21 protein-coding genes and 1 tRNA gene are annotated in these 20,892 nt (G+C 64.5%); 6 read left to right on the top strand and 16 right to left on the bottom strand.

Going from position 1 to position 20,892, the window contains the following annotated elements; all coding sequences use genetic code 11:
• Positions 1-3: 3 nt before the first annotated feature.
• From nuoG to tpiA, 10 genes are all read right to left on the bottom strand, one after another.
• Positions 4-2,337, bottom strand: coding sequence for an NADH-quinone oxidoreductase subunit NuoG (nuoG, locus tag HBF24_RS07400; RefSeq protein WP_167171110.1), 2,334 nt, complete (start codon positions 2,335-2,337; stop codon positions 4-6).
• Positions 2,334-3,644, bottom strand: a complete 1,311-nt coding sequence (gene nuoF / locus HBF24_RS07395) for an NADH-quinone oxidoreductase subunit NuoF (RefSeq protein WP_167171107.1) — start codon at positions 3,642-3,644, stop codon at positions 2,334-2,336. Before nuoF ends, nuoG begins: the two co-directional genes overlap by 4 nt.
• 8 nt (positions 3,645-3,652) lie before the next feature.
• Positions 3,653-4,180 (bottom strand): NADH-quinone oxidoreductase subunit NuoE, encoded by a 528-nt coding sequence (gene nuoE, locus HBF24_RS07390; RefSeq protein WP_167171104.1) that lies wholly within the window; start codon positions 4,178-4,180, stop codon positions 3,653-3,655.
• 22 nt (positions 4,181-4,202) lie between these two features.
• On the bottom strand, positions 4,203-5,462 hold the full coding sequence (locus HBF24_RS07385; protein WP_167171101.1) for an NADH-quinone oxidoreductase subunit D: 1,260 nt from the start codon (positions 5,460-5,462) through the stop codon (positions 4,203-4,205).
• 4 nt (positions 5,463-5,466) lie between these two features.
• Positions 5,467-6,201, bottom strand: coding sequence for an NADH-quinone oxidoreductase subunit C (locus HBF24_RS07380; RefSeq protein WP_167171099.1), 735 nt, complete (start codon positions 6,199-6,201; stop codon positions 5,467-5,469).
• Positions 6,202-6,209: 8 nt separating this feature from the next.
• Positions 6,210-6,764, bottom strand: coding sequence for an NADH-quinone oxidoreductase subunit B (locus HBF24_RS07375; protein WP_167171096.1), 555 nt, complete (start codon positions 6,762-6,764; stop codon positions 6,210-6,212).
• Positions 6,755-7,111 (bottom strand): NADH-quinone oxidoreductase subunit A, encoded by a 357-nt coding sequence (locus HBF24_RS07370; RefSeq protein ID WP_167171092.1) that lies wholly within the window; start codon positions 7,109-7,111, stop codon positions 6,755-6,757. Before HBF24_RS07370 ends, HBF24_RS07375 begins: the two co-directional genes overlap by 10 nt.
• A gap of 70 nt (positions 7,112-7,181) precedes the next feature.
• Positions 7,182-7,266: transfer RNA gene (locus HBF24_RS07365), tRNA-Leu, on the bottom strand.
• 29 nt (positions 7,267-7,295) lie between these two features.
• Positions 7,296-7,736, bottom strand: a complete 441-nt coding sequence (gene secG / locus HBF24_RS07360) for a preprotein translocase subunit SecG (RefSeq protein WP_167171089.1) — start codon at positions 7,734-7,736, stop codon at positions 7,296-7,298.
• Between the two features lie 2 nt (positions 7,737-7,738).
• Positions 7,739-8,512 (bottom strand): triose-phosphate isomerase, encoded by a 774-nt coding sequence (gene tpiA, locus HBF24_RS07355; RefSeq protein ID WP_167171461.1) that lies wholly within the window; start codon positions 8,510-8,512, stop codon positions 7,739-7,741.
• Positions 8,513-8,637: 125 nt separating this feature from the next.
• On the opposite strand from tpiA, the gene HBF24_RS07350 reads away from it, so the two are divergent.
• Positions 8,638-9,444, top strand: a complete 807-nt coding sequence (locus HBF24_RS07350) for an SDR family oxidoreductase (protein WP_167171086.1) — start codon at positions 8,638-8,640, stop codon at positions 9,442-9,444.
• Positions 9,445-9,568: 124 nt separating this feature from the next.
• On the opposite strand, the gene HBF24_RS07345 is transcribed toward HBF24_RS07350, so the two are convergent.
• Positions 9,569-10,186: an OmpA family protein gene (locus tag HBF24_RS07345; protein ID WP_167171083.1), complete on the bottom strand. Its 618-nt coding sequence runs from the start codon at positions 10,184-10,186 to the stop codon at positions 9,569-9,571.
• 146 nt (positions 10,187-10,332) lie between these two features.
• The gene (locus tag HBF24_RS07340; RefSeq protein WP_167171081.1) at positions 10,333-11,583 is read right to left on the bottom strand and encodes a crosslink repair DNA glycosylase YcaQ family protein; all 1,251 of its coding nucleotides are present in this window, start codon (positions 11,581-11,583) and stop codon (positions 10,333-10,335) included.
• A 233-nt stretch (positions 11,584-11,816) separates the two neighbouring features.
• Here HBF24_RS07340 and HBF24_RS07335 point away from each other — a divergent pair, with 233 nt between their 5' ends.
• Both HBF24_RS07335 and HBF24_RS07330 read left to right on the top strand, forming a co-directional pair.
• On the top strand, positions 11,817-12,281 hold the full coding sequence (locus HBF24_RS07335; protein WP_167171078.1) for a hypothetical protein: 465 nt from the start codon (positions 11,817-11,819) through the stop codon (positions 12,279-12,281).
• Positions 12,282-12,387: 106 nt separating this feature from the next.
• Positions 12,388-13,485 carry a phospholipase A gene (locus tag HBF24_RS07330; RefSeq protein WP_240922279.1) on the top strand — a complete coding sequence of 366 codons (1,098 nt, stop codon included), beginning with the start codon at positions 12,388-12,390 and terminating at the stop codon, positions 13,483-13,485.
• Positions 13,486-13,586: 101 nt separating this feature from the next.
• On the opposite strand, the gene HBF24_RS07325 is transcribed toward HBF24_RS07330, so the two are convergent.
• Positions 13,587-14,078 (bottom strand): peptidylprolyl isomerase, encoded by a 492-nt coding sequence (locus HBF24_RS07325; RefSeq protein ID WP_167171076.1) that lies wholly within the window; start codon positions 14,076-14,078, stop codon positions 13,587-13,589.
• Positions 14,079-14,269: 191 nt separating this feature from the next.
• Here HBF24_RS07325 and HBF24_RS07320 point away from each other — a divergent pair, with 191 nt between their 5' ends.
• The gene (locus HBF24_RS07320) at positions 14,270-15,580 is read left to right on the top strand and encodes an MATE family efflux transporter (RefSeq protein WP_240922278.1); all 1,311 of its coding nucleotides are present in this window, start codon (positions 14,270-14,272) and stop codon (positions 15,578-15,580) included.
• A gap of 18 nt (positions 15,581-15,598) precedes the next feature.
• Here HBF24_RS07320 and HBF24_RS07315 read toward each other — a convergent pair whose 3' ends face one another.
• Positions 15,599-16,081, bottom strand: coding sequence for a glutathione peroxidase (locus tag HBF24_RS07315; protein ID WP_167171454.1), 483 nt, complete (start codon positions 16,079-16,081; stop codon positions 15,599-15,601).
• A gap of 109 nt (positions 16,082-16,190) precedes the next feature.
• The gene (gene pncB, locus HBF24_RS07310) at positions 16,191-17,384 is read right to left on the bottom strand and encodes a nicotinate phosphoribosyltransferase (RefSeq protein ID WP_167171072.1); all 1,194 of its coding nucleotides are present in this window, start codon (positions 17,382-17,384) and stop codon (positions 16,191-16,193) included.
• A 158-nt stretch (positions 17,385-17,542) separates the two neighbouring features.
• Here pncB and HBF24_RS07305 point away from each other — a divergent pair, with 158 nt between their 5' ends.
• Complete coding sequence (locus HBF24_RS07305) at positions 17,543-18,400, top strand: NAD-dependent protein deacetylase (protein WP_167171069.1); 858 nt, start codon at positions 17,543-17,545, stop codon at positions 18,398-18,400.
• A 31-nt stretch (positions 18,401-18,431) separates the two neighbouring features.
• On the top strand, positions 18,432-20,147 hold the full coding sequence (gene dacB, locus HBF24_RS07300; RefSeq protein WP_167171066.1) for a D-alanyl-D-alanine carboxypeptidase/D-alanyl-D-alanine-endopeptidase: 1,716 nt from the start codon (positions 18,432-18,434) through the stop codon (positions 20,145-20,147).
• Between the two features lie 109 nt (positions 20,148-20,256).
• Here the strand turns inward: dacB and HBF24_RS07295 are convergent, their stop codons facing one another.
• Positions 20,257-20,829 (bottom strand): type 1 glutamine amidotransferase domain-containing protein, encoded by a 573-nt coding sequence (locus HBF24_RS07295; RefSeq protein WP_167171063.1) that lies wholly within the window; start codon positions 20,827-20,829, stop codon positions 20,257-20,259.
• Positions 20,830-20,892: the final 63 nt, after the last annotated feature.

The following is a 20,892-nucleotide window of genomic DNA, read 5'->3' as shown; positions in this document are numbered from 1 at the left end:
GCGTTAAGCCTTGATCAGTTGGATGGCTGCGCCGTACGGCGGCAGCGTGGCAGTTTCCGCATACGCGGCCTCGATCCATGCCGTGCCAGCCGGCACATCGGCATCGACGAGCACCGGCAGCACCTGGGCGTCGGCCACCTTCACCTTGTCACCGTCGGCCAGCGACAGACGCTCGGCCTCGGCCGGCGCCAGACGCACCTGGGCACCAGTGGTCAGCGGGTGGGCGTTGAGCGCCTTGGCCCGACGCAACACGGCATCGCCGCGGTAAATCGGCAGTGTGGCAAGGCGCACCAGGCCTTCACCAGCGGCCTTGCGCTCGGCCAGTCCACCGCCGGTCTTGATCTCGTGCGAGGCCACCGCATCGCGCAGACCGGCCAGATCGTCGAACTCGAAACCGGCCAGGTTCAACGCGCCGCCGACGGCACGCAGCACGCGCCAGCCCGGACGGCCATCGCCCGGCACCTGCGCACCGGCGGCCAGCACCTGCGCCTTGCCGTCGACATTGATCAGTGTGGCATCGGTTTCCGGCGTCAGACCGATCGGCAGAATGACATCGGCGACATCCTTGAGCGCGTCGGAGGCGAACGCCGAGAACGCCACCACATGGGCCGCACTCTTCAGCGCCGCCAGCGCCTTGGCGCCATCGGCAAAATCGTGCGGCGGCTCGACGCCATACAGCACGTAACCCTTGCGCGGCTGCGCCAGCATCGCCTGTGCATCCAGACCGCCCTGCCCCGGCAGCACGCCGGTGCGGGCCAGGCCGATGGCGTTGGCACCCAGCGGCAGCTCGTTGTAACCGGCACCCGCCGCCTCGGCGACAAAGCGTGCGGCGGCGCGCAGCCAGGAGGCCTGCGGATGCAGCGCGGCCGCTTCACCCAGCACCACCACGGCCGAAGACGCGTCCTTCAACGCGGCGAAGGCCTGAATGGCTTCATCGCTGGCGGTCGCACCATTGATCGCCTCGACCAGCGCGGTCGGTGCCGTGGCACCGGCATCGACGGCGGCGCGGGCCAGGCCCAGCACGGCGTCGACCAGCTGACCCGGCGCGACCACGGTCTGCGCGGTATCGAAGGTGTAATCGAACTTCGCCGGGTTGATGGCGAAGAACTTGGCCCCGGCCTTGCCGGCCATGCGCAGACGATGGTGCAGCAACGGCATTTCGAAGCGCAGCTGGCTGCCGATCAACAGTCCGGCACCGACCTGGCTCATGTCTTCCACCGACGTGCCGAACGGCACCGCGGCGGCGGCATCGGCCATGTCCAGCTGACGCAGGCGATGGTCGACATGCTGGGTATTCAGGCCGCGGGCCAGGCGCACCAGCAGCTCACCTTCCTCGTTGGAGGTGGCTCCGTGCACCAGCATGCCCAGCTCGTCACCGTTGACCGCCTGCAGGGCCTCGACAGCCACGCTGATGGCGTCGTCCCAGTCGGTTTCCTGCCACACGCCATTGCGCTTGACCATCGGCTGCAGCACGCGGTCATCGGCGTACATGCCTTCGTGGCTGTAACGGTCGCGATCGGACAGCCAGCACTCGTTGATGGCTTCGGCATCGCGCGGCACGGTGCGCAGCACTTCACCCCGGCGCGTGTGCAGCCAGAGGTTGGAACCGAGCGCATCGTGGTAGGCCACGGACGGACGGGCGATCAGCTCCCAGGCGCGGGCCTTGAACTGGAACGGCTTGTTGGTCAGCGCGCCGACCGGGCAGACATCGATGATGTTGCCGCCGATCTCGCTTTCGATGGACTTGCCGATGTAGGTGCCGATTTCCAGGCGATCGCCACGGCTCATGCCACCCAGCTCGTAGGTACCGGCAATCTCGCCCATGAAACGCACACAGCGCGTGCACTGGATGCAGCGCGTCATCTCGGTGGCGATCAGCGAACCCAGGTTCTCGTCGGCGATGGTGCGCTTGCGCTCGGTGTAGCGGCTGACCGAACGGCCATAGCCCAGCGACACATCCTGCAGCTCGCACTCGCCGCCCTGATCGCAGATCGGGCAGTCCAGCGGATGGTTGATCAGCAGGAACTCCATGACATTGCGCTGCGCGTGCAACGCCTTGTCCGAGCGGGTCTGCACCTTCATGCCATCGGCCACCGGCGTGGCGCAGGCCGGAGCCGGCTTGGGCATCGGGCGGCCGCCCATTTCCACATCCACCATGCACATGCGGCAGTTGGCCGCGATGCTCAACTTACGGTGGTAGCAGAAGCGCGGAATGGTGATACCGGCCTTGTCGGCGGCCTCGATGATCATCGAGCCCTTGGGCACATCCATCGACTTGCCGTCGATTTCAATGGTGACCAGATCGGGCGCCTTTTCGTTGGCGGGCTGCGCACTCATGCAGCAACTCCCAGTTTGTCTTCAGTCATGGAACGACCGTGTTCGACGAAATACTCGAACTCGTCCCAGAAATGGTGCAGGAAGCCCTGCACCGGCCAGGCGGCGGCTTCGCCGAAGGCGCAGATCGTGTGGCCTTCGATCTGACCGGCCACGGCCTTCAGACGATGCAGGTCGTCCTGCGTGCCGCGACCTTCGCAGATGCGCGTGAGCACGCGGAACATCCAGCCGGTGCCTTCGCGGCACGGCGTGCACTGGCCGCACGACTCGGCGTAATAAAACTGCGAGATGCGGCGGCAGGCCTTGACCATGCAGGTCGAGTCATCCATCACGATGACCGCCCCCGAACCCAGGCCGGAACCGGCCTTCTGCAGCGAGTCGTAGTCCATCGTGCATTCGTTGATGATGTGTGCCGGCAGCACCTTCATCGAAGAACCGCCCGGAATCACTGCCTTGAGCTTGCGGCCTTCGCGAATGCCGCCGGCCATCTCCAGCAGCTCGGTGAACGGCGTGCCCAGGCGGATCTCGAAGTTGCCCGGCTTGGCGACATGGCCGGACACCGAGAAGATCTTCGGACCGCCGTTGTTGGGCTTGCCCTGATTGAGGAACCACTCGGCGCCCTTGCGCATGATCGCCGGCACCGAGGCGTAGGTCTCGGTGTTGTTGATCGTGGTCGGCTTGCCATACAGGCCGAAGTTGGCCGGGAACGGCGGCTTGAAGCGTGGCTGGCCCTTCTTGCCTTCCAGCGATTCCATCAGCGCGGTTTCCTCACCGCAGATGTAGGCGCCGGCGCCAAGCGCGTTGTACATGTCCACGTCGATGCCCGAGTCCTGGATGTTCTTGCCCAGCAGGCCGGCGGCGTAGGCCTCGGCCAGGGCTTCTTCCAGATGCTCGAACGGCTCGTGGTGGAACTCGCCGCGCAGGTAGTTGTAGGCCGCGGTGGAACCGGTCGCGTAGCACGCGATGGCCATGCCCTCGATCACCGAGTGCGGGTTGAAGCGCAGGATGTCGCGATCCTTGCAGGTACCCGGCTCGGACTCGTCCGAGTTGCACAGAATGTACTTCTGCTGGTCGCCCTTGGGCATGAACGACCACTTCAGGCCGGTCGGGAAGCCTGCGCCGCCACGGCCGCGCAGGCCGCTGGCCTTGACCGCCTCGACGATGGATGCCGGATCGGGCTTTTCAGCCAGGATCTTCTTCCACGCCTCGTAGCCGCCCTCTTTCTGGTACGCCTCGAGCGACCAGGGCTTGTCGTGGTGCAGGGTCGTGTAGACGACCTGGTGTTCTTTAGGTGCTGGACCGACTGCCATCGTCCGCCTCACTTCAACTCGTCGAGAATCTGGTCCACCTTCTCGGTGGTCAGGTTCTCGTGGTAATGGCCATTGACCACCATCATCGGCGCGCCGCAGCAGGCGGCGAGACACTCTTCCTCACGCTTGAGGTAGACGCGTCCGTCTTCGGTGCTTTCGCCCAGCTTGACGCCCAGCTTCTTCTCGCAGTGGCGCACGATGTCTTCGGCGCCGTTGAGCCAGCACGAGATGTTGGTGCAGATCGCCACGTTGTGGCGACCGACCGGCTTGAGCTCGAACATCGAGTAGAAGCTGGCGACCTCATAGGCCCACACCGGCGGCAAGTCCAGGTACTTGGCGACCGCGGTGACCAGCTCGTCGGTCAGATGACCGCCGTTCTGTTCCTGCGCGGCCGTCAGGGCCTGGATCAGCGCCGAGCGCTTGCGGTCGGCCGGAAACTTGGCGACCCAGTGGTCGATGTGCTGGCGGGTGGCGTCGGTGAGCGCGACCTGGGGGTCGACGTCTTTCACCTGCTCGAAATTGCCCGTGGCTTTCATGTTTAGAAGGTCTCCCAACCGATCAGCGGTCGACTTCGCCGAAAACGATGTCGTAGGTGCCGATCATGGCCACCACGTCAGCCAGCATGTGGCCGCTGACGATGGAGTCCATGGACGACAGGTGCGCGAAACCGGGCGCGCGAACCTTCACGCGGAACGGCTTGTTGGCACCGTCGGAAATCATGTACACGCCGAACTCACCCTTGGGCGCCTCGACGGCAGCGTAGGATTCGCCGGCCGGCACGCCGTAGCCCTCGGTGAACAACTTGAAGTGATGGATCAGCGCTTCCATGTCGCGCTTCATCTCTTCGCGCGAAGGCGGCGCGACCTTGTAGTTGCTCAGCATCACCGGACCGGAGTTCTCGCGCAGCCACTTCACGCACTGCTTGATGATGCGGTTGGACTGGCGCATTTCTTCCATGCGCACCAGGTAGCGGTCGTAGCAGTCGCCATTGACGCCGACCGGAATGTCGAAGTCGACCTGGTCGTAGGCGGCGTATGGCTGCTTCTTGCGTAGATCCCATTCGATGCCCGAGCCACGCAGCATGGCGCCGGTCATGCCCCACGCCTTGGCGTGCTCGGGGCTGACCACGCCGATGCCGACGGTACGCTGCTTCCAGATACGGTTGTTGGTCAGCAGCTCTTCGTACTCGTCGACCTTGGTCGGGAAGTCGTCGGTGAAGGCATCGAGGAAGTCGAGCATGGAGCCTTCACGCCACTGATTCAGGCGCTTTAGGTCCTTGCCCTTGTGCCACGGCGACTCGCGGTACTGCGACATCTGATTGGGCAGGTCGCGGTAGACGCCGCCGGGGCGGTAGTAGGTGGCGTGCATACGAGCGCCGGAAACGGCCTCGTAGCAGTCCATCAGCTCCTCACGCTCGCGGAAGGCGTACAGGAACACGGCCATGGCGCCCAGATCGAGCGCGTTCGAGCCGACCCACATCAGGTGGTTCAGGATGCGGGTGATCTCGTCGAACATGGTGCGGATGTACTGCGCACGGATCGGCGCCTCGATACCCAGCAGGTTCTCGATCGCGCGCACGTAGCCGTGCTCGTTGCACATCATGGACACGTAATCCAGGCGATCCATGTAGCCGATCGACTGGTTGTAGGGCTTGGACTCGGCCAGTTTCTCGGTCGCGCGATGCAGCAGACCGATATGCGGATCGGCCTTGACCACCGTCTCGCCGTCCATCTCCAGCACCAGACGCAGCACACCGTGCGCGGCCGGATGCTGGGGGCCGAAGTTCATCGAGTAATTGCGAATTTCCTGAGCGGACATCGGATCAGTTCTCCCGCCAGTTGTCGGCGGCCTCGGCGCGGGCCTGCTGCAGATCGGCATCCTCGCGGATCACGCGCGGCACCAGCACACGCGGCACCACGGAGGTGACCGGCTCGTAGATCACGCGCTGCTTCTCGGGGTCGTAGCGCACTTCGACGTTGCCGATCAGCGGGAAGTCCTTGCGGAACGGATGGCCGACAAAGCCATAGTCGGTAAGGATGCGGCGCAGGTCCGGATGACCTTCGTAGACAATGCCGTAAAGATCGAACGACTCACGCTCGAACCAGTTGGCAATCGGCCAGATACCGGTCACCGACGGCACCATCGGCATGGCCTCGTCCTCAGCATAGACGCGAAGACGCAGGCGACGGTTGTGGGTCAGCGACAGCAGGTGCATCACCGAGGCAAAACGGCGCGGCGTGCCGGTGACGTTGGGGCGCTCGGACCAGGAAAAACGGCCCTGCGCCTGCCCGGTGACACCGCGCGAGAAACCGGTACCGCTGACGGTGGCCGTTTCCCATTCGTCCTGGCCAAAACCCAGGTAATCCACGCCACAGACGTCGACCAGTTCCTCGAAACGGAACTCGGCCTCGTCGCGCAGCGCGGTGGCCACGGCCAGCAGATCGGCCGGCGCCAGCTCGGCGGTGGTTTCACCGCGAACCGTCTCGACCTTGGACAACGTATCGCCGAAGCGCGCGACAAGGCGCTCGGCCAGCGAGTTCGCTTGCGTATCGCTCATGGCCTTCCTCAGCGTGCGATGGTGTGGGTGCGACGGATCTTCTTCTGCAGCTGCAGAATGCCGTGGATCAGCGCCTCGGCCGTCGGCGGGCAGCCCGGCACGTAAATATCGACCGGCACCACGCGGTCACAACCGCGCACCACCGAATACGAGTAGTGATAGTAGCCGCCGCCGTTGGCGCACGAGCCCATCGAAATGACCCATTTCGGATCGGGCATCTGGTCGTAGACCTTGCGCAGCGCCGGGGCCATCTTGTTGACCAGCGTGCCGGCCACGATCATGACGTCGGACTGGCGCGGCGACGGGCGGAACACCACGCCGTATCGATCCAAATCCAGGCGCGCCGCACCGGCGTGCATCATCTCGACCGCGCAGCAGGCCAGACCGAAGGTCATCGGCCACATGGATCCGGTACGGGCCCAGTTCATCAGCGCATCGATGGAGGTGGTGGCAAAGCCACGCTGCACCACCGGATTGTCACCGGACGGACGCAGGATGTCGTCCACCAGATCCAGCGGCTGCGGGTTGTGCATCACCCGGTCGACAGTGGAGATCACTCCCATTCCAGTGCTCCCTTCTTCCAGACGTAGGCGAAGCCGACCACCAGCAGGAGCAGGAACAACGCCATCTCGATCAGTGCGATCACGCCGATCTTGTCGAAGACCACCGCCCACGGGAACAGGAAGGCGACTTCCAGATCGAAAATGATGAAGATGATGGCCAGCAGGTAATAGCGCACGTCGAACTTCATGCGTGCGTCTTCGAACGGTTCGAAGCCGCATTCATAAGCCGAGAGCTTTTCCGACTCGGGGCGCCGGGGCGCTACCAGAAGGCCAATACCCAGCAGGACGACACCTAGGCCACCTGCCACGACAAGAAACAAGAGAATGGGCCAATATTGGGCGAGCACGAGTCGGCATACCTCCGCGCGAAGTGGCGCATCAGTGGCTGCCGCCCTCGCGGCGGCAACCTCCAGCGTTTGGTGCCCAAGGGGGGACTCGAACCCCCACGACTTTCGTCGCTACCACCTCAAGGTAGTGCGTCTACCAGTTCCGCCACCTGGGCAATGGTCAATCTCAGTTCTTCGCTAAGCCTTACTGGCCCGACCCCTGAGCGGCCGAGGCGGCCGCTGCGGGCGCCTGCGCCGCGGACGGCACATCACCAGACGATGCACCACCAGCGGAAGCCGCCTTGGGCACATCCGTGTTGGCAGCCGCGCCCTTGGAGGCAGCCGGAGCAGCGGCAGGCGTCTGCGCGCCCGACATCACACCCAGATCGCTGGAAGACGGAGCGCCAGGCGCGCCGTTGCGGCTGAGATAGATGCCCATGCCGAGGCTGAGCAGGAAGAACAAAGCTGCAAGCGTCGCCGTGGCGCGGGTCAGGAAGGTCGCGGAACCGCGCGCACCGAAGACAGTGGCCGAGGAGCCGCCGCCAAAGCCCGAACCTGCATCCGCACCGGAGCCGCGCTGCATGAGAATCAGCACGATCATCGCCGCGGCGATCAAAATGTAGAAAACGCTGAAAATGATAAACATGTCTATTGTTCCGCCGCGTCGCGCACATCACGCGCCGCAGCGCAAATCGCAAGAAAATCGCCCGCCGCCAGCGCCGCGCCGCCAATCAGGCCACCGTCGACATCGGGCTGGGCAAACAGCTCCGCCGCGTTCGTCGGTTTGACGCTACCGCCGTAAAGCACTCGGGTCAGATCCGGAATTTTAGCATCCTCTTTCGCCAATTGGCTACGGATAAATGCATGCACATGCTGCGCCTGCTCCGGTGTGGCCGAGCGTCCGCTGCCAATGGCCCAGACCGGCTCATAGGAAATCATCGCGCTGTCAAAGGCTTGAATACTGTTGGCTTCAATCACCGCCGCCAGCTGCGCGGCGATAACCTGCTCGGTCTGCCCCGACTCGCGCTGCGCCAGGGTTTCGCCCACGCACAACACCGGGATTAGTCCGGCCTCCAGCGCCACGCCAAACTTGCTCGCCACCTCGGCATCGCTCTCGCCGTGATACTGGCGGCGCTCGGAATGCCCCACCAGCACATAGCGGCAGCCGACATCGGCCAGCATCCGCGCCGACACCTCGCCGGTGTAGGCACCGGCCTCGGGACGCGCACTGACATCCTGCGCCCCCACACCGAGCCCTTTGCCCGCGTAACGCTCGCCCAGCTCGAACAGGTACGGGTACGGCGGAAACACCGCCACGTCGATGCCTTGCGGCATCGCCTCAACCACTTCGTCCAGCAGCTCGCGCGCCATCTGGCGCGAGCCGTGCATTTTCCAGTTACCTGCCACCAGAAGCTTGCGCATCACGACCTCCCTCGCGTCGCCGTGCAGCCCAAATTTTTCAAGCATAGCCGGGCGTGAAAGCACGGCGCAACGCGCGATAACGCTACCGTTTATCATCCACGCACGACTTCAGCTGGAGGCATGCCATGCGCCCCACCCGTACTGCACTGATTACCGGCGCCTCGGCCGGTATCGGCCAGGCCTTCGCCCGCGAGCTCGCACAACGCGGCTACCACCTGGTGATCACCGCCCGCCGCGTCGAACGTCTGCAGCAACTGGCCACCGAATTGCACCAGGCCCAAGGCGTGCAAGTAACGGTCATGGCGTCCGATCTGGCCGATGCCGGCGCCGCCGAAGCGCTGTGCGCAGATCTAGAGGCCCAACACATTCACATCGACATGCTGGTCAACAATGCCGGCTACGGTGTACCCGGCACATTCGAGCAATCGGCCTGGAAGGCGCACGAGGACTTTCTCCAGGTACTGGTGCGCGCGCCGACCGAGCTGGCCCATCGCCTGCTGCCGGCGATGCGCCAGTGCGGTTATGGGCGCATCATCAATGTCGCCTCACTGGCCGGCCACTTGCCGGGTTCGGTGGGACATACGCTGTACGCGGCGGCCAAGGCCTACATGATCCGTTTTTCGCAGTCGCTGGCGCTGGAGAACTGGGCCCGCGGCGTGCATGTGTGCGCCCTTTGCCCCGGCTTTACCTATTCGGAATTTCATGACGTCACCGGCGCCCGTGAACTGGTCTCGCGCCTGCCGCGCTGGATGTGGATGGATGCCGACACGGTGGCCCGACAGGGACTGGATGCGGTCGAACGCGGCGAGGTGGTGTATATCAACGGCCGCATCAACCGGCTGATCAAGGCGGTGAGCGAGCTGATGCCCTCACGACTGGCCATGCGCCTGTCGCAGCGACATTCACATCGCTATCGCGATCTCGCAGACTGAGCGCGGGTGCCGTAAGCGCGGTGTTTGCCTAATCACCTGGACATACCGGTCCCGGCGGCATCCAAAAAACAAGGGCGACCCCCGCAGGCGTCGCCCTGGCATGGCCCAGTTAGAGGCGAACCACTCAGCCGGTGCTGCCCGAGTCATCGGACATATCGCCCTGCTGGCTGTTGCCGGCAAAATCCACCACCAGCGACACGCGGCGGTTGTCCTGCCCCTGATCACGGGTCGCGCCTTCGCGGACCTGCCGATTGCTGGCCTCGCCATAGCTGACCGCGCGCACCTGCGAGGCGGTCAAGCCATCCTGCACCAGGTAGTCGCGCACGGCCTCGGCGCGCTTCATACCTAAGCGCTTGTTGTAGGCCTTGGAGCCGGCCGGGTCGGCGAAGCCTTCCACGGTGATCAACGCATCGGAGTGATGTTCGCGAATGACCTTGGCAAAGTCGTCGAGCATCGGTTTGTCCTGCTCGCGCAGATCAGACTGGTTGAAGCCGAAATGCGCCACCGTGTCCACCTTCACCCGCCCGGCCAGCTGGGTGATGCGGGCATCGTACTTGGCAAAGGTGTCTTTCATCTGCTGCGAGAGCGCGTCGATCTGCTGCTGCTGGTTCTGATCGTTCTGCCGTAATTGGGCGATGGCCGCGTCGTAGTCACTCTTCTTCACATATTGCGAGCAACCAGACAGCCCCACCGCCAGGGCGGCGGCGGCCAGGGCAGCGATACGGGGAGTGGCGTGTTTCATCGTCGGATACCTCCTGGTGCGGGTCGGCGGACCGGCCTTGATGGCGACACATCGGCCCGGATACGGGTGATAACGCTGTATCCGGATGCTACCGACCCCAAACCGACTGCGAGCCAAACAGGTATAGACGACGTGAAGGCGTTTGTTCAGCTTGGCGGCTCTGCCCGTTGGTGAGCCGCCTTGAGCGCACGCGTCAACAGATCGCGCAAACGCGCCGGCTGGCCATGCTCGACCACCACGCGCGGCGTCTCATGCCAGTCGGCCAGCCGTTGCAGCACTGTCGCCAGGTCGGCCAACAGCGCCTCGCTGAGGCGTACGCCGTCCTCCAGATGCAGGCTGCGCACCTGGAACACCCCGTCACGGCGATGCGCCTTGGCGTCGACTCGCCCCACCAGCGCGCCACGTACCAGTAGCGGCAGGCTGAAGTAGCCATAGCGCCGCTTCGGCGCCGGCGTGTAGCACTCCAGACGGTAGTCGAAACCAAACAGCTCACTGGCCCGCTGGCGATGCCAGACCACCGGATCGAACGGCGACAGCGCAGTGGCATGGGTGGCGCGAAGCCGGCCCTGCGTGGCCTTGCCCAGCGCCGCCACGTGATCGGCGTGCACATAAGCAGTCTCGCTCCAACCGGTCACCCGCACCGGGCGCAGTTCACCACTGGCCAGCAGTGGCTCCAGCTCGGCGTCGCCGACGCGCGCCATGCGGTGGTAGTCGGCAATCCAGCGCGCCGGTGTCACGCCCAGTGCGCGCACCGCGTCGGCGATGAAGCGCTCGCGCGCCCACTCACTGGACGGCGTGTCCCATGACGGCGAGAGCACCCGTTCGGAAAGATCATAGACACGCTGAAATCGCTCGCGGCGCGCCACCATCAGCTGGCCCAGAGCAAACCAGGCTTCCAGAAACCGCTTTTCCGGCTTCCAGTCCCACCAGCCCTCGCCCGAGCGTGGCGTGCTGCGCTCGAAATCGGCCGACCGCAATGGGCCATCTTCGCGCACCTTTTCCAATACCTGCGCCATAGCCTGACCGTGCTCGCGCTGCATTCGCGCGGCGCGCCTGAACGCCCAGTGCCCCGCGCGCGCCTCACGAAAGGCTGCATGCAGCGGGTAATCGTCCATGGGCACGAAACAGGCCTCGTGCGCCCAGCACTCGGCCAGTTCGCCATTCGCCAGCGTTTCATCCAGCCACGCCATGGGATAAGCCCCCAAGCGTGAGAACAACACCAGATACGGACTGCGCGCCACCACGTGGATGGTGTCGATCTGCAGTAACCGCATGCGCGTGACGGCCTCACGCAGACGACGCCGTGATACGCCGCGTGCCGGACGTGAAAGTAACCCCTGGGCGGCCAGATGCAAGCGTACCGCCTGGGCGTGGGAAATCTCCGGGATGGATGCCATCAGCTCCGCCCTTTGCAGGTTTCAAAGCCACCAGCTTACCGCCGACACACAGCTTCACGAACATGAACGAAGCGTGTGGCTCAAGTACCGCCCTGTTCTGCGATTGCGATGGCATTTAGGCGCGGTTTGCTAGCGTTCTGCGCGAAGACAGCCCCCACCCGACCTCGGCTGTCGCGCGGCCGTCAAGCCGACCGCGGCCTTGAGATGATCGAATATTCCGAGGAGATCAAACCATGAGAGGAATTGTCCGCCGCTTTGCCTTCACCACCGGCGCCATGCTGCTGGCCGGCAGCGCCTTTGCCCAGCAGACCGTGCCCGAACCCAGCGCGCCGCCGCCGTCCAACGCGGCGCAGACCGCGCAGGACAACCCGGTGACGCCGAGCCAGTCGCAGCAAACCCAGCCGATGGCTAGCAACCAGCAGGCCGGCTCGCAGTCGCTTTCGGACAGCGGCATGACCAGCACCACGTTCCGCGGCAAGGATGGCTCTATCGTCACCGTCAATTCCGGCATGCCCGAGAACAAGCCGGCGCAACCCGCGCCCGCCTTCAAATCGCTGGACACCAACAATGATCACCAGATCAGCAAGAGCGAAGCGGCCGCCTATCCGCTGCTGGCCAACGACTTTGATTACGCTGACAGCAATCACAACGGCAAGATCAGCCAGAGCGAATACACGCACTGGAAGAACATGAAATAAGCACCTCGCCTCGCGAGACGCTTAATCTACCCGCCCGCGCAGGCCGGCACAGCCGGCCTGCGCTTAAGCTCACACCGATTACTGCTCACACTTTCAGGGGAGCTCAATGAGATATCGCCGACTGATCGGCATGCTGGCGCTGGCAGGCACTGCCCCGCTGGCCCATGCCCAGGTCGCCCATCCTGACGACCCAAAGGCCTGCGTCGGCATCGAGACTGCTTCGCAGCGCCTGGCATGCTACGACCACGCCTTTGGCCGTGCCGCCCTGGTACCCGGCAAGGACCAGAGCGCACAGGACGACAACCGCAAGGCGCGCCACCACTCGCAAGGCGTGTTCGCTCGCGATGCAGGCGTGCAGACCCAGCCCGAGCCCGATGTCACCGGCAAGGTGCATCGCCTGTCACTGCTCGACTCGCGCTGGGAACTGGCACCCAACACCAAGTTGGGCACTTTCAACGTGCGCGGCTACAAGCCGGTGTATCTGATGCCGGCGTTTTACACCACCAACGTCAACAATCGCCCGCACAGCCCCACACACAGCGTCGATCAGTCGCTGCACTACGACAAGACCGAAGCCAAGTTCCAGCTGAGCCTGAAAACAAAGCTCTGGCAAGGCATCTTCGGCCACCATGGTGACCTCTGGTTTGGCTACACCCAGACCTCACGCTGGCAGGTTTATGACAGCCGCATCTCGCGCCCCTTCCGCGAGACCGACTACGAGCCAGAGGCGATGCTGGTGTTCAACACACACTATAACGTGCTCGGCTGGGAGGGCCGCCTGCTCGGCATCGGCATCAATCATCAATCCAACGGCCGCAGCGATCCACTTTCGCGCAGTTGGAACCGGGTGATTGCCGATATCGGCTTCGAGCGTGGCAACTGGACGGTGATGATCCGGCCGTGGTGGCGCATCAACGAGACGGTGAGCAAGGACGACAACCCGGATATCGAGGATTACATGGGCCGCGGCGAAGTGCAGATCGTGCACGAGGTCAATGACAACGAATTCAGCCTCACCGCCCGTCACTCGTTCCGCAGCGGTGATCGCTCACATGGTTCGCTGCGCTTTTCCTGGGCCTTTCCCATCACTGACAAGCTGCGCGGCTACATGCAGGTGTTCAATGGCTACGGCGAAAGCCTGATTGACTACAACCACAAGGCCACCTATGTCGGCGTGGGCGTGTCGCTGCTGGGCTGGTACTGAGCGCTCCCTTCAGCACCGCACCCTGGCCATAAAAAAAGGCGCCCACTCGGGGCGCCTTTTTTGTGCAGCGATTAGACGCTTTGCACGAGGTACGGGAACGATCAGCCCTCGCCACCCTCGGTGTCGTCAGCGCCGTGCACGTGACCGTGATTGAGCTCATCCTCGCTGGCTTCGCGCACATCGGCCACTTCGATGGCGAAATGCAGCGTCTGGCCGGCCAGCGGATGGTTGCCGTCCACGGTGACCTGGTCACCTTCGACCGCGGTTACCACGACGGTGATCGGACCCTGCTGGCTGTTGCCCTGGAACTGCATGCCCGGCTGCGGCTCGGGCACGCCCTGGAAGGCGCTCTTGGGAAGCGTCTGCACCAGTGCATCGTGACGCGGACCGTAGCCTTCTTCCGGGGCCACGTCGACCTCGAAGTTGTCGCCGCTCTGCTTACCTTCCAGCGCCTTCTCAAGACCCGGCACGATGTTGCCCGCGCCGTGCAGGTAGGCCAGCGGCTCACGACCCTTCGAGCTGTCGAGTACTTCACCGCCGTCGTTGGTCAGCGTGTAGTGGAAAGAAGCGACAGTACGCTCGGCGATCTGCATGAAATATCCTCAGTAAACAGCATGAAAAGCAGCCGGCTTCGGACCGGCATGAGCCCACTAGGCTAGAAGCCCCGGCCGCTGACTGCAAATTTTCCCTGTCATGAAACACGTGCCGATGGGACACTACCCAGCCGTCCAGACGGCCGATTGAGCTAATGTCCTCCCTGCTTCGCGACTGGCGCGATACATCCATGCATCGACGCGTATGGACGCTGGCCGCGCCGATGATGGTGTCCAATCTGAGCGTGCCGCTGGTGGCCCTGGTCGACAGCGCCGTGGCCGGTCACCTGGCCGATGCGCACATGCTGGGCGCGGTGGCAGTGGGCAGCGCCATCTACGGTTTGCCGGTGTGGCTGTGCGGTTTCCTGCGTATGGGCACCATCGGATTTACCGCTCAGGCCTATGGCCGTGAGGACGGCAGCGCGCTGCGCCAGGTGCTGGTGCAGGCGCTGACCATGGCACTGCTCCTGGCGCTCATGGCCAACGCCATCATGCGCCCTTTGCTGGCGCAGATAATGGCGCTGATGAAGCCTTCGGCCGAGCTTGATGCGCAAGCTGTCGGCTACCTGAACGTGCGCCTGTTCGGCCTGCCGGCCGCGCTTTCCAACTACGCCCTGGCCGGCTGGTTTTTAGGCATTCACCGGCCGCGCGCCACGCTGGCGGTGATGGTGCTGAGCAACGTCGGCAACGTGATGCTGAATCTCCTTCTGGTACTTGGGCTGGGCATGGGTGTGCCGGGTATTGCGCTGGCCTCGGTGATGGGTGAGTGGGCCGGCACCGCCCTGGGGCTGATCTTGCTGTTGGCACCATTGCGGCGCCATGCCGGCGCCTGGGCATTGCGTGGACTGCGGCGCTGGCAAAGCTGGCGGGCGCTGATCACCGTCAATCGCGACATCCTGTTGCGCACGCTGGCCCTTCAAGGCGTGTTCTTTGCCGTCACCGTGCTCGGTTCGCGGCTGGGCGACCGCGTGGTGGCCGCCAATGCCCTGCTACTCAACGGGCTGATGATTACCGCCTTTGCCATGGACGGCCTGGCCAACGCCATCGAGGCGCTGACCGGCCAGGCACTGGGGCGAGGTGACAGTGGCAGCTTACGCCGGGCGCTGGTGGTGGCCGGCGGCTGGTCGCTGATCGGCTCGCTGTTGTTTGCCGCCGGCTTTGCCGTAGCCGGCCACCTTTTCGTGGACATGCAGACAGACATTGCCAGCGTGCGCACTACCGCCTACGCCTATCTTCCGTATCTGGCCGTGCTGCCGCTGGTCGCGGTGTGGAGCTACCTGTTCGACGGCCTGTTCGTCGGTGCCACCCGGGCCCGCGACATGCGCAACGGCATGCAGGCAGCCGCGCTGGTATTCATCGCCGTGGCGCTGGCCTTGCACGGCCTAGGCAACCACGGCCTGTGGCTGGCGTTTCTGGCCTTTATGGCGGCACGCGGGGCGGTCATGGCCTGGCTGGCGCGGCGCATTCATGCCCGCGGCGGGTTCGCCAGCATTGGCGCCTGAGTTCGGTGCCTGAAGCTTTCAGGCCAGTAGCGCTTCGATATCCGCGCGCAGCTGTGCCGGCTTGGCGGTCGGCGCATACCGGCGCAACACCTGCCCTTCGCGATCGACCAGAAACTTGGTGAAGTTCCACTTGATCGCGCGCGAGCCCAGCACTCCTCGTGCCTGGCCTTTCAGCCAGCGAAACAGCGGATCGGCACGATGTCCGTTGACCGCAATCTTGGAAAACATCGGAAAGCTGACACCGAACCGGGTGCTGCAAAACGCCTCGATGGCCGCTTCGTCGCCCGGCTCCTGATGGCCGAACTGGTCACAGGGAAACCCCAGCACGGAAAACCCCTGCGCCCCCAGATCATCCTGCAGCGATTGCAGGCCTTCGTACTGCGGGGTGAATCCGCACTGCGAGGCCACGTTCACCACCAGCAGCACCTGCTCGCGCCACTCGGCCAGCGAGCGGTCGTGGCCGGCGATATCACGTGCGTGGAAGTCGTAGATCGAACCCATGGGTGTCAGCCGGTCGGTCTGCAAGAGTGCTCCAGTGTAGCGGGCGGATGTGACGACATGAAAATTACCCTGTCACAGCCATCCAGACGTCCGTCCAAGCGGCGCGCGCTCACGCGCTCACGGTGGCCGGCGTGTCGATTTCAAATACCTGGCGCAGATAGGCCAGATACCCGGCATCCTCGCACATGTTCTTGCCGGGCGAATCGGTCAGCTTGGCCACCGGCTGACCATTGCATCGCACCATCTTGATGACGATGTTCAAAGCCTCGGGGCCGACATCATTGGTCAGGTTGGTGCCCACGCCGAAGGCCAACTTGCAGCGCCCCTGGAAGTAGTCGTAGAGCTCGAGCACCTTGGGAATGGTCAAGCTGTCGCTGAACACCAGTACTTTGTCGCTGGGGTCGACGCGATTATCGGCGTAGTGGGCAAGCACGCGGTCGCCCCATACAAACGGATCACCCGAATCATGGCGCGCGCCGTCGAACAACTTGCAGAAATACATGTCGAAATCACGCAGAAACGCATCCAGGCCGTAGGCATCCGATAGCGCGATACCCAGGTCGCCGCGGTATTCCTGCGCCCAGGTTTCCAGCGCAAATACCTGCGAATCGCGCAGCCGTGGGCCTAGCGCCTGGCACGCCTGCAGATATTCATGCGCCATGCTGCCCAACGGCGTCAGCTCCTGGCGCATGGCGAACCACACGTTGCTGGTACCTGCCAACTGCTCACCCAGGCCCCGACTGAGATGCGTCAGCAGCTCTTCGTGCCATGACCGCGAAAACCGCCGGCGGGTACCGTAATCGGCAATGTGACAGGCGCTGTGTCCGGCGCTCTCGCGCAGCAGCTGCACCTTGGTATCCAGGCGCTGGCGCCCTTGGTCGAAGTCGACGTCCGGCGCGGTCTGACGGAAATACACCTCGTTGACGATCGCCAGCAGCGGAATCTCGAACAGGATCGTGTGCAGCCACGGTCCGCGGATATGGATGTCGATTTCGCCATTGCCCTTGGCCGATGGCGCAATGGTGACGTACTTGGCATTGAGCCGGAACAGGCCCAGGAAATCGACAAAATCCGATTTCAGGTAGCGCATCTGGCGCAGATAGGCCAGCTCGTCCTCGCCAAAACGCAGGCTGCAAAGATGCTCCAGTTCCTCCTTGATGGCATCGATGCAGGGCACCAGATCCACACCCGGCGTGCGACAGCGGAATCGGTACTCGACCTCGGCACCCGGAAAATGATGCAGCACCACCTGCATCATGGAGAACTTGTAAAGGTCCGTATCGAGCAGCGACTGGATGATCATGCGGGCACTCGTGTGCGTCTTTGAGAGAAAGCGGCGTCACGGCGCCAGCCTGTCCAACATGGGGAGGTGAACGCGCGCAATCAAGCACACGCGCCGCGGGCCGACACCACGACGCGGAACTGGCACACTCTGAGGCCTTCGCCCGCCACACCCGCGCCATGACCCAAGCCACCGCCCTGGACCCGGACTTTCCCGCCACACTGGATGCGCTGCGCCGCTTCGTGGCCGACCATCCGCGCCTGTGCGTGCTGACCGGCGCCGGCTGCAGCACCGATTCGGGTATTCCCGACTACCGCGACAGCGATGGACAGTGGAAGCGTCCGCAGCCGATCACGCTGCAGGCCTTCATGGGTGAAACGGCCACGCGCGCCCGCTATTGGGCACGCAGCCTGGTCGGCTGGCGCTTCTTCGGCAACGCCCGCCCCAACGCCACCCATCATGCACTGGCCGAACTGGAGCGGCGCGGTCATGTCCCGTGCCTGATCACGCAGAATGTCGATCGTCTGCATCAGGCCGCCGGCAGCGAGCAGGTGATCGATCTGCACGGGCGCCTGGATGTGGTGCGCTGCATGCAGTGCGACACCCGTTCGCCACGCGATGCCTTCCAGACGCAGCTGGCCGATCTCAACCCGGAGTGGGCCGCGCTGAGCGCCGACACCGCGCCGGACGGCGATGCCGACCTGGACGGCCACGACTTTGCCCGCTTCCGCATTCCGCCCTGCCCGATCTGCGGCGGCATTCTCAAACCCGATGTGGTGTTTTTTGGCGAAGGCGTGCCGCGCGAACGTGTGCAGGCCGCGGGCCAGGCGCTGGAAGCGGCCGATGCGCTATTGGTGGTGGGTTCCTCGCTGATGGTCTACTCCGGCTATCGCTTCGCCCGCGCCGCCGCCCGCCGCGGCCAACCGATCGCGGCCATCAATCTGGGCCGCACCCGTGCCGACGACCTGCTGCAGCTGAAAGTAAGCTCGGCCATCGCGCCCACGCTCAGGGCGCTGCTCGACAGCCCCGAACCGTGATCCCCAACCCGCCCGGAGTACCTGCCCGACCGTGACTGCCTGTTACCCACGCCGCCTGCTCGGCACGGCCCTGGCCGCCGCATTGCCGATGGCCCTGGCCGCTTGCGCCAGCACGCCTGCCCAACCCCATCCCACCACGCCACCCGCGCATCAAACATCCGCGCCGGCCCATGCAGGCGCCGACAAGACGCCGCCACCTGAAAGCGGCACGACCGCCCCGGCGCCTCAGCCGAACCCACACGCCACAGCCCCGGCCCCATCACCAGCGAAGCTAGACACCGCGCCGTCCGAAAACCCGCCGGACAGTGCAATCAAGCGCGCGCTGGACCGTTTTGTCAGCCAGCCCCGCTTTGCCGCCGCCACCTGGGGCATCCGCGTCATTTCACTGGACACGGGCAAGGTGCTGTACGCGCACAACGCCGACAAGCTGTTCATTCCGGCCTCTAATACCAAGCTCTACACCACCGCCCTGGCCCTGCACCGGCTGGGCGCCGATGACCGCATCACCACCTCCCTGTACGCCACCCGCGCGCCCAGCGGGCAGGTACTGCATGGCGACCTGGTGCTGTACGGACGCGGCGATCCCAGCCTGGGCTCGGGCAGCGATCATCGCAGCCCCACCGCCTGGGCCGATGCGCTGGCCAAGGATCTTGCTGCCGCAGGCGTGAAGCACGTGGATGGCGACCTGATTGCCGATGCCACCCACTTCAGCGGTCCGCGTGTGGGCGCGGGCTGGGAGGCCAACGACCTGCAGTCGTGGTTTGCCGCATCGCCCACCGCACTGGCAGTGAAGGGCAATGCCTTTTCGGTGCGAGTCGGCATGCATGATGGCCAGTGCTGCAGCGTGCGCACGCGCCCTTCCAAGCTGGGCCTGAAAGTGGTCAACCTGACCCAGAACATTCCCAGCTCGGCGCGCAACGACCTGGGGCTGTACCGCCCGGCCGGCAGCGACACGCTGTATGTCTACGGCGGCCTGCACCGGCACTCGGCCCCGCGCAGTTTCCGCCTGTCGGCACCCGATCCGGCGCGCATGGCCGGGCGCATGCTGGCCGATGCACTGGCCCGCCACGGCATCACCTTGCGCGGGCATGTGGTCAGCCGCTATTGGCCCTATCCGGATACGCTCAGCGATGCGCCCGGCACCGTGGCCATCGGCCAGGTGCAATCCGAGCCGCTGTCGGCGATGGTGCATCACACGCTCAAGCACTCGGACAATCTCTACGCGCAAACACTGCTGCTGGATGTCGGTGTCACACAGCAGGCGATGGGGCGCTGCAGTGACCTGCGCCGCCTGCCACACACCAGCGAAGGCTGGGGGCTGTGCGCGCTGCGCGAGCTGCTCGGCACCGCCGGCATTGGCCCGGATCAGGCCATGTTCGAGGAGGGCAGCGGCTTGTCGCGCAAGGACCTGGTCAGCCCATTCGCCACCACCCAGCTGCTGCACTGGGCGGCCAGGCAACCGTTCTATCAGGTCTATCACGATGCCATGCCCACGGCCGGCGTCGATGGCACGCTGCGCTATCGGCTACGTCACACGCGCGCGGCCGGCAACATGCACGCCAAGACCGGCACACTGCGCTTCAGCTATGCATTGTCAGGTTATGTCACCGATGCTTCGGGCCAGCACCTGGCGTTCTCGATCATGCTCGATCGCTACCGACGCCGGCTCAGCCCTCACGGCCGCCCCATCGGGCCTTCCGTGCATCACGACATCGACCACATCGCCAGGGTGATCACCGATCAGTAACGCGATCGCGGCGGGTACAAAAAAAGCGCCTGCACAACGCAGGCGCTTTTTCCTTGCCGCATTCCTTCCGACACTCTGAACCGAAAGGATGCTCCAGGTCTTGCCAAGGTCAGGCGGCCGAACGCTTCTGCCCGGCGTGCTTGCCTTCGGCAATCTCCTCGATCAGCTTGCTGCAGAAGGCCGGCAGGTCCTTCGGCGTACGACTGGTGACCAGCCCCTTGTCGACCACCACTTCCTGATCGACCCAGTCGGCACCGGCGTTGGCGAGATCCTTCTGGATCGAGCCGACGGAGGTCATCTTGCGCCCCTGCACCAGCTCGGCATTGATCAGCACCCAGGGACCATGGCAGATCGCGCCAACCGGCTTGCCCGCCTTGAAGAAGCCCTTGGCGAAGCTCAGTACCTGATCGTTATGGCGCAGTTGGTCGGGATTGAACAGGCCACCGGGAATCACCAGCGCATCGTAGTCGTCGGCCGACACGTCGGCCACGGCCTTGTCCACACCCACTTCGCGGCCCTTCTCGGTGTGCTCAAAACCCTGAATCTTGCCGCTCTCGGGCGACACCACATGCACCTGGGCGCCGGCTTCGCGCAGCGCCTTGAGCGGCTGCTCCAGCTCGGACTGCTCAAAGCCGTGGGTGGCCACAATGGCGACTTTCTTGTTCTCGATCGTGCGGCTCATGGAATACCTCGCGTAGATTGCGTGTGACGGGGGAAACACGCGGCAGCGCCGTCGCTGCCGGTG

The organism is Oleiagrimonas sp. C23AA (assembly GCF_011759385.1).
GTDB lineage: Bacteria > Pseudomonadota > Gammaproteobacteria > Xanthomonadales > Rhodanobacteraceae > Oleiagrimonas.
Note: the sequence above shows the minus strand (reverse complement) of the source record. Positions and strands in the feature narration are given on the sequence as shown.

What these genes read in the sequence shown, in the direction of transcription:
- nuoG (WP_167171110.1), bottom strand. Translation starts at nt 2,337, where the DNA reads ATGAGTGCGCAGCCCGCCAACGAAAAGGCGCCCGATCTGGTCACCATT.
- nuoF (WP_167171107.1), bottom strand. Translation starts at nt 3,644, where the DNA reads ATGGCAGTCGGTCCAGCACCTAAAGAACACCAGGTCGTCTACACGACC.
- nuoE (WP_167171104.1), bottom strand. Translation starts at nt 4,180, where the DNA reads ATGAAAGCCACGGGCAATTTCGAGCAGGTGAAAGACGTCGACCCCCAG.
- HBF24_RS07385 (WP_167171101.1), bottom strand. Translation starts at nt 5,462, where the DNA reads ATGTCCGCTCAGGAAATTCGCAATTACTCGATGAACTTCGGCCCCCAG.
- HBF24_RS07380 (WP_167171099.1), bottom strand. Translation starts at nt 6,201, where the DNA reads ATGAGCGATACGCAAGCGAACTCGCTGGCCGAGCGCCTTGTCGCGCGC.
- HBF24_RS07375 (WP_167171096.1), bottom strand. Translation starts at nt 6,764, where the DNA reads ATGGGAGTGATCTCCACTGTCGACCGGGTGATGCACAACCCGCAGCCG.
- secG (WP_167171089.1), bottom strand. Translation starts at nt 7,736, where the DNA reads ATGTTTATCATTTTCAGCGTTTTCTACATTTTGATCGCCGCGGCGATG.
- tpiA (WP_167171461.1), bottom strand. Translation starts at nt 8,512, where the DNA reads ATGCGCAAGCTTCTGGTGGCAGGTAACTGGAAAATGCACGGCTCGCGC.
- HBF24_RS07350 (WP_167171086.1), top strand. Translation starts at nt 8,638, where the DNA reads ATGCGCCCCACCCGTACTGCACTGATTACCGGCGCCTCGGCCGGTATC.
- HBF24_RS07345 (WP_167171083.1), bottom strand. Translation starts at nt 10,186, where the DNA reads ATGAAACACGCCACTCCCCGTATCGCTGCCCTGGCCGCCGCCGCCCTG.
- HBF24_RS07340 (WP_167171081.1), bottom strand. Translation starts at nt 11,583, where the DNA reads ATGGCATCCATCCCGGAGATTTCCCACGCCCAGGCGGTACGCTTGCAT.
- HBF24_RS07335 (WP_167171078.1), top strand. Translation starts at nt 11,817, where the DNA reads ATGAGAGGAATTGTCCGCCGCTTTGCCTTCACCACCGGCGCCATGCTG.
- HBF24_RS07330 (WP_240922279.1), top strand. Translation starts at nt 12,388, where the DNA reads ATGAGATATCGCCGACTGATCGGCATGCTGGCGCTGGCAGGCACTGCC.
- HBF24_RS07325 (WP_167171076.1), bottom strand. Translation starts at nt 14,078, where the DNA reads ATGCAGATCGCCGAGCGTACTGTCGCTTCTTTCCACTACACGCTGACC.
- HBF24_RS07320 (WP_240922278.1), top strand. Translation starts at nt 14,270, where the DNA reads ATGCATCGACGCGTATGGACGCTGGCCGCGCCGATGATGGTGTCCAAT.
- HBF24_RS07315 (WP_167171454.1), bottom strand. Translation starts at nt 16,081, where the DNA reads ATGGGTTCGATCTACGACTTCCACGCACGTGATATCGCCGGCCACGAC.
- pncB (WP_167171072.1), bottom strand. Translation starts at nt 17,384, where the DNA reads ATGATCATCCAGTCGCTGCTCGATACGGACCTTTACAAGTTCTCCATG.
- HBF24_RS07305 (WP_167171069.1), top strand. Translation starts at nt 17,543, where the DNA reads ATGACCCAAGCCACCGCCCTGGACCCGGACTTTCCCGCCACACTGGAT.
- HBF24_RS07295 (WP_167171063.1), bottom strand. Translation starts at nt 20,829, where the DNA reads ATGAGCCGCACGATCGAGAACAAGAAAGTCGCCATTGTGGCCACCCAC.